The 12,156-nt window shown below is 71.7% G+C and carries 12 protein-coding genes; 4 read left to right on the forward strand and 8 right to left on the reverse strand.

Going from position 1 to position 12,156, the window contains the following annotated elements; translation table 11 throughout:
• Together VED21_RS29510 and VED21_RS29515 are read left to right on the forward strand one after the other, a co-directional pair.
• Positions 1-184: CoA-binding protein (locus VED21_RS29510; protein WP_324888863.1), on the forward strand; the 184-nt coding region annotated here is incomplete at its 5' end.
• A 14-nt stretch (positions 185-198) separates the two neighbouring features.
• Positions 199-1,494: an O-acetylhomoserine aminocarboxypropyltransferase gene (locus VED21_RS29515; protein ID WP_324888865.1), complete on the forward strand. Its 1,296-nt coding sequence runs from the start codon at positions 199-201 to the stop codon at positions 1,492-1,494.
• A gap of 97 nt (positions 1,495-1,591) precedes the next feature.
• On the opposite strand, the gene VED21_RS29520 is transcribed toward VED21_RS29515, so the two are convergent.
• The gene (locus tag VED21_RS29520; protein ID WP_324888867.1) at positions 1,592-3,088 is read right to left on the reverse strand and encodes a lysozyme inhibitor LprI family protein; all 1,497 of its coding nucleotides are present in this window, start codon (positions 3,086-3,088) and stop codon (positions 1,592-1,594) included.
• A 141-nt stretch (positions 3,089-3,229) separates the two neighbouring features.
• Between VED21_RS29520 and VED21_RS29525 the strand changes: the two genes are divergently transcribed.
• Entirely contained in the window at positions 3,230-3,988 is a 759-nt protein-coding gene (locus VED21_RS29525; RefSeq protein ID WP_324888869.1) for a hypothetical protein, read from the forward strand.
• Between the two features lie 4 nt (positions 3,989-3,992).
• Here the strand turns inward: VED21_RS29525 and VED21_RS29530 are convergent, their stop codons facing one another.
• Complete coding sequence (locus tag VED21_RS29530; protein ID WP_324888871.1) at positions 3,993-5,213, reverse strand: MFS transporter; 1,221 nt, start codon at positions 5,211-5,213, stop codon at positions 3,993-3,995.
• A 93-nt stretch (positions 5,214-5,306) separates the two neighbouring features.
• Positions 5,307-5,621, reverse strand: coding sequence for a divalent-cation tolerance protein CutA (gene cutA, locus VED21_RS29535; RefSeq protein WP_324888873.1), 315 nt, complete (start codon positions 5,619-5,621; stop codon positions 5,307-5,309).
• A gap of 91 nt (positions 5,622-5,712) precedes the next feature.
• Here cutA and VED21_RS29540 point away from each other — a divergent pair, with 91 nt between their 5' ends.
• Positions 5,713-6,030: a hypothetical protein gene (locus tag VED21_RS29540; protein ID WP_324888875.1), complete on the forward strand. Its 318-nt coding sequence runs from the start codon at positions 5,713-5,715 to the stop codon at positions 6,028-6,030.
• Here VED21_RS29540 and VED21_RS29545 read toward each other — a convergent pair.
• From VED21_RS29545 to VED21_RS29565, 5 genes are all read right to left on the reverse strand, one after another.
• A complete protein-coding gene (locus VED21_RS29545; RefSeq protein WP_324888877.1) occupies positions 6,015-9,341 on the reverse strand; it encodes a PAS domain S-box protein in 3,327 nt (1,108 codons plus the stop codon). The two genes, VED21_RS29540 and VED21_RS29545, sit on opposite strands and share 16 nt — an antisense overlap.
• An 89-nt stretch (positions 9,342-9,430) precedes the next feature.
• A complete protein-coding gene (locus VED21_RS29550) occupies positions 9,431-9,721 on the reverse strand; it encodes a hypothetical protein (protein WP_324888880.1) in 291 nt (96 codons plus the stop codon).
• A gap of 232 nt (positions 9,722-9,953) precedes the next feature.
• Positions 9,954-10,271 (reverse strand): Gas vesicle protein V, encoded by a 318-nt coding sequence (locus VED21_RS29555; RefSeq protein ID WP_324888882.1) that lies wholly within the window; start codon positions 10,269-10,271, stop codon positions 9,954-9,956.
• Positions 10,272-10,305: 34 nt separating this feature from the next.
• Positions 10,306-10,824, reverse strand: coding sequence for a hypothetical protein (locus tag VED21_RS29560; RefSeq protein ID WP_324888884.1), 519 nt, complete (start codon positions 10,822-10,824; stop codon positions 10,306-10,308).
• Positions 10,825-10,916: 92 nt separating this feature from the next.
• Positions 10,917-12,156, reverse strand: a 1,240-nt coding sequence (locus VED21_RS29565) for a DEAD/DEAH box helicase (RefSeq protein ID WP_324888886.1), incomplete at its 5' end; no start/stop codon positions are given.

The raw sequence follows: 12,156 nt of genomic DNA on the forward strand, positions 1-12,156 counted from the left end.
GGGCGTGCGCAACGACGCGGCGGCCGCGCGCGCCGAGGCGGCCGGGTTGACGGTGGTCATGAACCGCTGCCCGAAGATCGAATACCAGCGCCTGTGCGGCGAGATCAGCCGCGGCGGCATCAATTCGAACATCATCTCCACCAAGAAGATGGCGCCCGCCAAATCCTTCAAGAAACTGATGTAAGGGGACACAACACCATGAACGAACCGAAGAGCTTCGGCTTCGAGACCCGCGCCATCCATGCCGGCGCGGCGCCGGACCCGGCGACGGGCGCGCGCCAGACGCCGATCTACCAGACGACCGCCTTCGTCTTCGACGACATCGACGACGCCGCCTCGCTGTTCAACCTGCAGAAGGTCGGCTTCATCTACTCGCGCCTGACCAACCCGACCGTCTCGGTGCTGGAGGAGCGGCTGGCGAACCTGGAAGGCGGCGTCGGCGCCACCTGCACCTCGTCCGGCCATTCGGCGCAGATGATGGCGCTGTTCCCGCTGATGTCGCCGGGCGACGAGTTCATCGCCGCCAAGAAGCTCTACGGCGGTTCGCTCAACCAGTTCGCCAACAGCTTCCCGCGCGCCTTCGGCTGGAAGGCCGTGTTCGTCGACACCGACGACCTGAACGCCGTGCGCGCCGCCATCACGCCGAAGACCAAGGCCATCTTCGTCGAAAGCCTCGCCAACCCCGGCGGCGTGGTGACCGACCTTGAGGGCCTCGCCAGGATCGCCGACGAGGCGCAGATCCCGCTGGTCGTCGACAACACGCTGGCCACCCCCTACCTGTGCCGCCCGATCGAGCATGGGGCAACGCTGGTCGTGCACTCCACCACCAAGTTCCTGTCGGGCAACGGCACGTCGCTCGGCGGCGTGATCATCGATTCGGGCAAGTTCGACTGGACCAAGGCCGGCAAGTACCCGGCGCTGACGGAGCCGGAGCCCGGCTACCACGGTCTGAAGTTCCACGAGACCTTCGGCCACCTCGCCTACACCATCCACGGCCACGCCGTGGGCCTGCGCGACCTGGGCCCCAGCCAGTCGCCGATGAACGCCTTCCTGACGCTGAACGGCATCGAGACGCTGCCGCTGCGCATGGAACGCCACTCGGCCAACGCGCTGAAGGTGGCGCAGTTCCTCGAAACCCACCCGGCCGTCGCCTGGGTCAGCTACGCCGGCCTGACGTCGTCCAAGTACTACGATCTGGCGCAGAAGTTCCTGCCGCGCGGTGCCGGTGCCGTGTTCACCTTCGGCGTCAAGGGCGGCTACGAGGCCGGCGTGAAGGTGGTGGAGACCGTGCAGCTGTTCAGCCACCTCGCCAACCTGGGTGACAGCCGCTCGCTGATCATCCACCCGGCGTCCACCACGCACCGCCAGCTCTCGGAAGAGGGTCTGGCCGCGGCCGGCGCCGGTCCGGACGTGGTGCGCCTGTCGGTGGGCATCGAGAGCGCGGACGACATCATCGCCGACCTCGACCAGGCGCTGAACGCCGCCGCCGCGTAAAGTCGCGACGTTGGGTTTTCGGCCAGCGCCTCAACCCAACCTACGATGGTTCCGTAGGTTGGGTTGAGCGCAGCGAAAACCCAACGCCCGCCCGTCCCTACTTCGCGGCCCGCCGCAGGACCACCGGCTTCTCGTAGCCGGAGACCAGAACGCCGCCGTCGGCCAACGGCACGGCCTTCGCCATCGTACCCGACTGCGCCGACGTCAGTTCCACGGCGCGGCGCTGCCAGTCGGGCGCCAGCTTGACCCCGGCCGCCTTCACCTCCTGGGCGTCCACCTCCACCGCGTCGCCGGCGGTGGACACGTCGAAGCCCTCGCATTCCTTGCCGATGCAGACGTTGGCCGCGTCGATCACCGCCCGGCCGGAGGGTGCGGTGAACGGCGTCCCCTCGGCACCGCCCGACCACGTCCAGGCGCCGCGCAGCCATTCCGGAAGCCGCGTGTCACCGTCCAGCGTTACGTATTCGCTCAGGAAGCCGACGCTGGTGCCCAGCGACACCGACGCCACGCCCTCCGCGATCCGCCGCGCGTCGGGCTGGCCGATGCGGTAGCGCGCCGCCAGCCCCGGCACCCAGCCGTCCACCGCCGCCGTGACGGCGGCGCGGAAGCGGCTGCCCCAGTCGGCGCCGACCCAACGCGGGTTCGACCACGCGGCGATCTCGTCCACCTGCTTCGCCAGCGGCGGCGCGCCCTTGGCCAGCAGCCGCGGGTCCACCGCCGACATCATGTCCTCGACCGCCATCTGCCGGCCGAACGAACTGCGGATGGTGCCGGTGCGCCCGAACGCCGCCCCGACCATGGGCGACAACAGGTCCTCCACCGCCTTCCAGGCCGGCGTGGCCAGCAGCGCGCCGCCGGCCGAACAGTCCGGCATCGGCCCGGCGCCGTCGCGCGAGCTGCCGTACAGCGGCCCCTGCGCCTTCCACGCTGGCTGGCCGTGCCGTTCCATCACGAAGCACGGCCACGCCATCTCGTAATGGTCGGAAACGATGCGCAGCGCCGTCAGGAACCCTTCGTCGGTGCCGAGGTCGCCCATTCCGGCGACGTCGCGCGCGTAGTCGTCGTCGATGCCGGCGACGGCCTCGCGCATGGTGGCGGTCGCCTTGGCCTTGTCCGGCGCCGGGCCGTAGCGCAGCAGGTAGGCGGTCCAGCCCTTGCCCAGCGGCTCGCGGATGTCGGCCAGCCGGCCCGCCGCGCCCTGCGCGTCGGCCGGGATGCTTGCGACCGTGCGCGTGACCCCGGCCACCGCCCCCGGCAGCGCCGCGTTCAGCGCCTGCACCCGCGCGCGCAGCGTCTCGGCAAGGCAGGCGCCGATCTTGGCGGCGGTGGCGCACTGGTTGCGCTGGCCCAGCCACGCGCGCTGCTCCGCGCGCAGGCGGTCGCGCTCCGGCGCGTCCGACAGCGCCAGCAGCTTCTTGTAGGTGTCCGCCAGTTCCTGGTCGGCGGTGGCCAGTGTCTGGTCGGCGCAGATCGCCTTCTCCACCGGCGTGCCCGCCGCCTTGCAGTCGAAGGACGGCGCCGCCTGCGCCGCCCCCATCCACAAAAGCGCCAGCCCGGCGCCGACGAGCCCACTCACCCCGAATTGATGCCGCATCCGTCATCCCCCGATCCGATGCCCGGCGGAAGGATCTACCAAGCCCGGCGCGATAGCCACCAATTCGTAGCAAATCGGGCGCAACCTTGATTTGCCTGGGCACCCGGCGCGACCCTTGGACCATCCACGGGAGGAGCGGACATGCGCGCGACCATGAAAGCGGGAGTGCTGGCCGCCGCCGGTCTGGGACTCGCCGGATGCGCGGGCGTGCCGGTGGCGCTGACCGCCGCGTCGCTCTACGTCGACACCGTGCTGTTCCTGCGCACCAACAAGACGGCCAAGGACCACATCATCTCGGCGATGGCCGAGCGCGACTGCTCCTTCATGAACATCCTGGAGAACGGCCGCCTGTGCGAGGATGCGCCACCACAGCCGCTGATCGTCGCCGTCATGCGCGAGGTGCAGAACGTCCCGCCCGACGAGTCCCGCACCGCCGAGGTTCCCCCACCCCCCATTCAGGTCGCCGAAGCGCCCACCGGCACGCTCAGCGACGGCGTCGCCGGTTCCGGCGCCGCACCGTTGCCGCCGCGCAAGCCGGAGGAGACGGCGGCGCTGCCCGCCGGCCCGGTCGCTCAGGCCGCCGTGCGCTCCGGCACCGCCTCGTTCCTGGTGGTCCTTGGCAGCTATACCAAGCGGGCGCAGGCGGAGGCGCATCGAACCACGCTGGCCCGCGCCGACACCGCGGTGGCAGACACCATGGTGGTCGAGGCCACCGTCTTCGGCCGACGCCACTACCGCGTGGCGCTCCGCCCCGCCGGCCGCGCCGAGGCGCTGGCCGAGCTGTCCCGGGCACGCGCCGCCGGCATCCGCGACGCGTGGCTGCTGCCGTGGAGCGGCAACCTGTCCGTCGATTCCGCCGTCGCCGCCCTGCCCTACGTCGGCTGGCTCTACCGGATGTAGGCCGTCACTCCGCCGCCGGCACCGGCCGCGGCGCGCCCTTCGCCACGGCCGCCTCCTTGCGCTCGCCGGGCAGCAGCAGTGCTGCCAGGAAGGCGACCAACGCCAGCGCGGTCAGCGTCCCGTACAGCTCGCGGAAGTCGTGGAAGCGCTCGTAGAAGAAGGCGGCCATCTGCACGGCCACCGGCCCGGCGCCGAACGACAGGATGAACTTGGCGCCGAAGGCCAGCCCGCGGTGCTTGTCCGGCGTGTAGCGGGCGAGCAGCAGGTTCTCCGCCGGGATCTGCACCTGCGACGCGATCACCACCATGGCCGCCGCCCCCACCAGCGGGACGCCACCCAGCACCGCCAGCAGCGCCATCAGCGGCGTCTGCGCCAGCAGGCAGATGGCGTAGATGCGCTTCAGCGGGTAGCGGTCGGCCAGATGCCCGCCGATCAGCTGCGGGATCGACGCGGTCAGCCACACCAGCGTGACCAGCCCGCCGATGCCGAACGTGCCGCCGCCCACCAGATCGGACAGCCGCTCCTCGAACAGCTTGGGCAGCACGATCTGCATGGCGTTGAACATCAGCCCGGCGCAGACCATGGTGACCGACAGCACGAAGAAGGCGCGCACCACGTCGCCGCGCGACGGCTTCGGCTGCGGCTTCAGGTCGCCCTTGCGGTCCTGGATCAGCCCGGCCGCGATGCACCCCGCCAGCGCCAGCCCCAGTGCCACGCAGATCCCGCCCGGGATGAGGAAGGCGCTGCGCCAGCCCCACAGCTCCGTCAGGCCGCCGGCCACCACCGCGGCCAGCGCCACGCCGATGCTGCCGAACAGGCCCAGGTAGCCCAGCGACTTGCCCCGATTGGTGGCGTTCTTGACCATCCACGACATGCCCACGGGATGATAGATCGACGCCCCCAGCCCCAGCACCGCCAGCCCGATCCACAGCGCGTCCGGCCCGTCGGCCAGCCCCGCCCAGATCGCACCGCCGCCGGTCATCAGGTAGAACACCGCCATCATGCGGCTGTCGCTCCAGCGGTCGCCCAGCCAGCCGGCCAGCGGCGCGCCCAGCCCGATCAGCAGCGCCCCCAGCGTCCACAGCCGGATCAGTTCGTCATAGGGCAGCTGCCATTCCCGCTCCAGCGCCAGCACCACCGTCAGGTACAGCGCCGCGACGATGTGCATCAGCGTGTGGCCGATCCACGAGAAGCCGACCGACAGCCGGGCGGACAAGTCACCCATGAAACGTCTCCGACACTGGATGAGTCGTCGGGAAAGCTGGCACGCACCCCGGTGGGCGTCCACCGCGCCCGGCGCATGGCCGCCATGCGGCGCTTATCCCGTCTCGGCGCGCAGCCAGTCCAGATAGGCGGGGTTGCCGCGCTCCACCGGCAGCTCGACGATGCAGGGCACGGTGTAGCTGTGCAACTCCCGCACCCGCGCGGCCAACGGCTCGAACAGGTCGCGCCGCGTCTTGGCGATGAAGACCGTCTCCTCGGCCGTCTCCACCGCTCCTTCCCAACGGTAGACCGACGTCATGCCGCCCAGGACGTTGACGCAGGCGGCCAGCCGCTCCTCCACCAGCGCCCGGCCGATGCGCATGGCCTCCTCGCGCGACGCGGCCGTCATGTAGACGAACACCAGATCCATGGTCGCTTTCCGTGGGTTGTTTCCCGTGATGCGCCGTTCGCCGTTCCGGCATAGAATGTCCCAACTTTGCCACAACAGGACCGAGGCGATCATGTCCGCGCTGCGCTCGACCGCTCCACGCGCCAAGGGATCGCGGCCGAAGGGAACGCAGCGCGCGCCGACCGACGCGCAGCTGACCTGGCTGCGCCGCGGCCTGGACCAGCCGGGCGGCAAGCTGCCGCTGTTCGACGCGCGCGGGCACCGCGTCAACCACCAGACGGTGGAAAGCTGCGTCAAGGCCGGCTGGGCGGAGCGCTGGTTCGACAACCCCCTGAAGCCGGACTGGCAGGTCTGCCGCCTGACCGAGTCGGGCCGCGCCGTCGCCGCCGAACCGCAGCTCGAGCTTGAAGCGGTTCATTCCGCCGCCTGAAGCTGCTCGTCCAGCGTCGTGCCGAGCTGGCGCGGGGTGACCGGCTTGTGCACCACGCGCAGGCCGTGCGTGGCGGCGTCGTGCTGGCATTCCGGTCCCGTCTCGCCGGTCAGGATAACGCCGGGAATGGCGGCGCCGTAGCGTTCGCGCACCCGCAGGATCGCCTCCGTGCCCACGCGCCCTTCGCGCAGGCGATAGTCGGCGACCACGATGTCCGGCCGCCGCCCCTCCTCTTCCAGGCGCTCCATGGCCTGATCGGCCGAGCCAGCGGTCATCACCTCGTACCCCCATTCGGCGAGGATCAGCTTCAGCCCCATCAGCACGATGGCGTCGTCGTCCACCAGCATCGCCAGCCGCCCCCGCCCGCTGGGCGCCGCCGGCTCCGCCGGCAGGGTCTGTTCGCCCTCCGCGGTCTGGCCGATCGGCACGGCGATGCAAAACTCCGAACCGCCGCCCACGGTGGAGCGCACGGTCACCGGATGCCGCAGCAGCCGCGACAGCCGCCGCACGATCGCCAGCCCCAGGCCAAGCCCCTGCGTGCGGTCGCGCTCCGGGTTGCCGACCTGGTGGAACTCCTCGAAGATGCGCTCCATGTGGTCGGCCGGAATGCCCACCCCGGTGTCGCGCACGCAGAGCAGGAGCGCGCTCGCCGACGCCCGGCACTCGATGGCCACTTCGCCGGCCGCGGTGTAGCGCAGCGCGTTCTCCACGAGGTTCCTCAGCATGCGCGCCAGCAGGGTGCGGTCGCTGCGCACCGTGGCCGCACATCCGTCGACCCGCCAGCCCAGCCGCTTCTCGTGCGCCAGCGGCGCATAGGCCGCCGACACGAGGTCGAGCACGTCGGTGATGGGAAAGTCCTCCACCTCCGGCGTCACCAGCCCGGCGTCGAGGCGCGAGACGTCCAGAAGGCTGTCCAGCAGCCCCTTCAGCGCCTCCAGCCCGCGCTCCAGGTGCCCCAGCACCTCGCCTCCCCGCTCGGAGGAAACATGGTTGCCCAGCGCCGCGGCGAAGAAGAACAGCGACTGCAGGGGCTGGCGCAGGTCGTGGCTGGCGGCAGCCAGGAACTTGGTCTTGGCGAGGTTGGCCAGTTCCGCCTCCTCCTTGGCGCGCTTCAGGTCCCCTTCGATCGCCGTGCGTTCGGTGATATCCTCGACGATGGACAGGCGGTAGGCCTCCTCCGTCCCGGTGACGCGGGCCAGCGAGGAGGTGACGCGCACCCACACCGGGCTCCCGTCGGCGCGGCGGTAGCGCTTCTCGATGGCGTAGCTCGGGATGTCGCCGGCCAGCAGCCGGTCGAGCAGCGCCTCCTCGGCCGGCAGGTCGGCCGGGTCGGTGACGTCGCGGAAGCTGCGGCCCAGCAGGTCCTCGCGGCGCGTGCCCAGGATGGCGCACGCCTTTCCGTTCACCTCAAGTAGGCGGCCGTCCAGCGCCACCCGCTCGATGCCGACGGAGGCCTGCTCGAAGACGGACCGGAAACGCTCCTCGCTGCGGCTGCGCGCCGCCTCCGCCTCGCGCAGGTCGGAAACCTCCATGACCACGACGCCCACGGCAACCACCATGCCGTCCGCCTTGACGGGATAGAAGCTGGTCAGCCAGTGCCGGCGCACGCCGGGCTGGTGCGGCACCTCGCCCACCATCTCGTGGCTGCGCACCGGCTCGCCGGTGGCGAAGACCTGTTCGATGATGCGGTCGACCTGGGACGCGTTGACCGGCAGCGCGTCCACCACGCGGCGGCCCAGGTACGCCTCGGCCGGCACGCCGTGGATGTCGGCCAGCGTCCTGTTGATCCGCAGGTAGCGGTGCTCGCGGTCGAAGAAGGCGAAGCCGACCGGCGCGTGTTCGAGCAGCGAGTTGAGCAGCCCCAGCAGCGCGCCGTTCTCGCGGTTCGCCTCGACCAATGCCGCTTCGTCGCGCTTGCGCGCCGTGACGTCCTGGAAGAACACGGCCAGCCCGTCGCGCGAGGGGAAGGCGCGTACGGCGAACCACGCGTCCAACGGCGCGAAATACCCCTCGAACTCCGCCGGCTCCTGCTCGCGCAGGGCGTGGGTGTACTGCTCGTGGAAGACGCTTCCAACGGCGTCCGGGAAGGCGTCCCACAGCCGCTTGCCGACCAGATCGCGCCCGTTGGCGATCAGGGCGCGGGCGCGGTGGTTCAGGTAGAGGATGGTGAAGGTGCGGTCGACCTCGAACACGCCGTCGGTGGTGCTGGCCAGCACGGCGGCCATCTTGTGGGCGGCGGCGTTCGCCTCCTCCTGCGCGCGGGCCTTCCGTTCCAGATCCTCGGCCATGGCGTCGAAGGCGTCGCCGATCTGCCCGAACTCGGTGGCGGTCCCGGTCAGGCCGCTGCGCGCCGTCAGGTCGCCCGCCCGCCAGCGGCGCGTGGCCTCGACCAGGGCGGAGACCGGCCGCCGCACCAGCCGCCCGGCGATCCACCAGGCACCCAGCAGCGTGACCGCCGCCACCGCCGCGATCACCGCCAGCGCCCGCCGCATGGCCCGGTCGATGGGCGCCATGGCCTGCGCTTTGTCGATGCCGACGGCCAGCAGCAGCCCCTGCGCGCCGACGTCCACGGGGCTGTAGGCCAGAATGCGCTCCACGGCGTCGAGGCCGGGCATCTCCACCGTACCGCTCTCCCGCGCCGTGATCAGGGGGCGGTAGCGTTCGGGCACTTGGGTGCCGTTCACGCCGGCGATCTGCGGCACGCGGGCCAGGACCACGCCGTTGCGGTCGGTGACCAGCACCGCCGCGTTGTGCGGCATCGGCTTCGCCTTCAGATAGGACTCGAGCCAGCCCAGGTCGAGCAGCGCCGTCACCATGCCCGCCGGCGCGCCGTCGCGGTCGGTGTAGGGCAGCGCGAACGGCAGCGCCGGCGCCCCCGTGGTGCGCCGGCGGATGTGCTCGCCCACGGCGAAGCGCCCGGTCTCCGCCGCGATGCGCAGGTGCGCCCGGTCGGCGACTGATAAGCCGATCGCCGCCTCGTCGGTGGCGCAGCGGATCACGCCGTCGCCATCCGTGACGTGCACCTGCAAATGGTCGGGATAGCCGGGCCGCAGCCGCTCCATCAGGCCGTTGCAGCGCCCGGCGTCGCCGCTGCGCACCGCATCGGTCTGCGCCACGGTGACCAGCACCTGGCGCACGCCTTCGACGATGCGGCTCTGTTCGGCGTCGATCAGGCTGACCAGCCGCGTGGCCACCTGGTGCACCTCCGCCTCGCGGATGGCGCGTAACTGCAACTCGTTGTCGATCTCGATGGCCGCGGCCGGCACCAGCGCCAGGAAGACCAGCAGCATCAGGCGTTGTAAGAGGCTCATGACCGTTCCATGGCAGCCGGAGCGGCCGTCCCGGCCGCCTGCGACGGGCGCCCGGGGCGCCCCACTGTTGCTCGACCGGGCGTGCCGGATCAGCCTGGGCGGCCGGACCGCCACAGGCCCGAACGCAACGCCCCGGCGGCGACGCGGCGGTCGGCGATCTCCGCCTCGTCCACCTCGGCGATGCCGGCGGCCTTCAGCGCGCGCAGCAGGATGCCGCGCACGGTCGTACCCTCCTCCTCGGCGCGGCGGCGCACCGCTCGCTTGACGCTGACCGGCACCATGGCGGCGAGTTGCACGTCGGGCTCGCGCCTGGCCCGGGTAATGGGATTGGCAACGGGATTGGCGTCGCGGCCGGGACGCCCGGCGTCGATCGCCACCACCACACCCTCTTTCCTGCGGTTATCCGGCATTTTCCAGAAAGCCTTGCATTCTTCGGACGTTCGAATGCTCGCACGATATGGTTAATGTGCAATTAACCATAACCTCCACCGCACGAATCTTTCCAGTGCCGAAACCCGGCCGGTGCCGGCGCCGCAGCCGCCGTCCACCAACGAAAAAGGCCCTCCTCCCCGCGGGAGAAGGGCCTCGCCTCCGGTCGGACACCCGGGCGCGTCAGCGGCCGGGGCGGCCGCGCGGCGGGAAGCGGCCGGAGGTGGAGCGCACGAAGGCGCCGCCGCCCGCACCCCGGTCCACGTCGTCGCCCTCTTCGGAAACCGGCTGCCGCTCGCGCTTGCGCTCGGCCTCGGCCTCATTGATCTCGGCTTCCAGCGCGCGGATGCGGGCGCGCAACGGGTCGACGACCGCCCCGCCCGGCTTGCGGGCCATGAATTGTTCCAGGTCGTGCTTCAGCCGCCCAAGCTGGCTTTTCATCTCGGCGAGGTTCGGCTTGGACTTGCCGACACGAAAGGCACGGTCTTCGAACTTGCTCACGAGACGCCTCCTGGTAAATGCGGTGGACGGTAACTCAGGCCCGGCTCCAGACGTCTGGTGCCGGCGGGCGCGGGTCGCCGACGGTGATGCCGGCGAACTCCAGCTGACGGCCGACGAGCGCTGTGCGCTCCTCGTCCGGATCGTCTTCGGACAGGAGAAAAGGGCCGAAATCGGCCGAATCGGTGCGGGCGATCAGGGCGACGCCGGCGGGCACGACGACCGCCTGCCACACCACCGTCTCGGGCTCGCGGCTGGCGGTGACGGGGTCGATGCCGCTGGCGTTCAGCGCCGCCATGCGCATGAAGGTCACCATGCCGGCGGCGTCGCGCATGGCGCGGCGGTAGGCCGGGTGCTCGGTCAGCGGGACGGCGCCCATTTCCGGCGGCAGGCTGAGGGTCGCGGCGATGCGCGGGCCGAAGGGCGTGTCGATCAACTGCCCTTCGATCAGAACGGCCGGCGCGCGCAGGTCCCGCATCAGCGTGCGGCACTGCGCGACGACGTCCGGCCAGAGCGGCGGCGGCTTCGGGATGTGGACGGCGGTCGTGCGGATCATCCGTTGCAAATGGGCCTTCGCGGCCCATTCGTCTACGGTGCCCGTACGCCGCCGTCGCATCGGTCACCCCATCGACCGCCGCCGGGTCGTCATCAGCGGCGCCCGCGGGTCAGCGGGGCGTTGCCGCCGTTGCCGGTGCCGGCGTTGCCGGAGTGGGCGCTGGCCGAGTGGGCGTTGCCGGAATGGCCGTTGCCCCCATGGTGGCCGTGCCCGGCCTTGGCCTGCGGGTGCCGCGGGGCCGGACGGCCCTGCCGCTCGCCCTGCCGCTCCCCGTGCCAGGACCGGCCCGGCCCGCCGGAACCGCCCGGCCGGTGGCCGTTGCGCTTGAAGCCGTTGCCGCCGCGCGGGGCGTCGAAGCGCTGCGTCGGCTCCATGCCCGGCACGCGGTGCACCGGCACCTGGGCGCCGATCAGCCGCTCGATGTTCAGCAGCGACACGCGGTCGGCGCGGGTGGCGAAGCTGATGGCGATGCCCTCCGCCCCGGCGCGGCCGGTGCGGCCGATGCGGTGGACATAGTCCTCCGGGCTGCGCGGCAGGTCGAAGTTGATGACGTGCGTGATGTCGCGCACGTCGATGCCGCGCGCCGCCACGTCGGTGGCGACCAGCAGGCGCACGCGCCCGTCGCGCAGCTTGCCCAGCGTGCGGGTGCGGGCCTCCTGGCGCATGTCGCCGTGCAGGGCGGCGGCGGCGTGGCCGTCGGCGCTCAGCTGCTCGGCCAGCTCATCGGCGTCGCGCTTGGTGGCGGCGAAGATGATGGCCTTGCGCACCTCGTCCGACGCCGCGAAGTGGCGCAGCAGGCGGCGCTTGTGGTGCAGGTCGTCGGCGTGCAGGACGCGCTGCTCGATCTTCGGCGCGCTCTGCGGCGTGCTCTCCACGGCGACGCGGGCCGGGTCGCGCAGCAGGCCGCGGGCGACCCGCTCCATGCGCTGGTCCAGCGTGGCGGTGAACAGCAGGGTCTGGCGGTCCGCCGGGCAGGCGGCGCCGATCGCCTCGATGTCCTCGGAGAAGCCCATGTCGAGCATGCGGTCCGCCTCGTCGAGGATCAGAACCTCGACCTCGTCCAAGCGCACGGTGCGGCGGCGCATGTGGTCGAGCAGGCGGCCCGGCGTGGCGACCAGCACGTCGACGGAGCGCGACAGATCGCGGACCTGCGGCCCGAACGGCGCGCCGCCCAGCACGTCGACGATGAACAGCCGGCGGAACTTGACGTAGTTGCGGGCGGACACGGTGACCTGCCGCGCCAGCTCGCGCGTGGGCGCCAGCACCAGGACGCGCGGGCCGAACGGCCGGGCCCGGCGCGGCTCGCCGGCGGCGGCGGCGGCGGCGGCGGCG

Source organism: Azospirillum sp., from assembly GCF_035627195.1.
In the GTDB taxonomy this organism is placed as follows: domain Bacteria; phylum Pseudomonadota; class Alphaproteobacteria; order Azospirillales; family Azospirillaceae; genus Azospirillum.

Coding starts and splice junctions, on each gene's coding strand:
- VED21_RS29515 (WP_324888865.1), top strand. CDS start 199: ATGAACGAACCGAAGAGCTTCGGCTTCGAGACCCGCGCCATCCATGCC.
- VED21_RS29520 (WP_324888867.1), bottom strand. CDS start 3,088: ATGCGGCATCAATTCGGGGTGAGTGGGCTCGTCGGCGCCGGGCTGGCG.
- VED21_RS29525 (WP_324888869.1), top strand. CDS start 3,230: ATGCGCGCGACCATGAAAGCGGGAGTGCTGGCCGCCGCCGGTCTGGGA.
- VED21_RS29530 (WP_324888871.1), bottom strand. CDS start 5,213: ATGGGTGACTTGTCCGCCCGGCTGTCGGTCGGCTTCTCGTGGATCGGC.
- cutA (WP_324888873.1), bottom strand. CDS start 5,621: ATGGATCTGGTGTTCGTCTACATGACGGCCGCGTCGCGCGAGGAGGCC.
- VED21_RS29540 (WP_324888875.1), top strand. CDS start 5,713: ATGTCCGCGCTGCGCTCGACCGCTCCACGCGCCAAGGGATCGCGGCCG.
- VED21_RS29545 (WP_324888877.1), bottom strand. CDS start 9,341: ATGAGCCTCTTACAACGCCTGATGCTGCTGGTCTTCCTGGCGCTGGTG.
- VED21_RS29560 (WP_324888884.1), bottom strand. CDS start 10,824: ATGATCCGCACGACCGCCGTCCACATCCCGAAGCCGCCGCCGCTCTGG.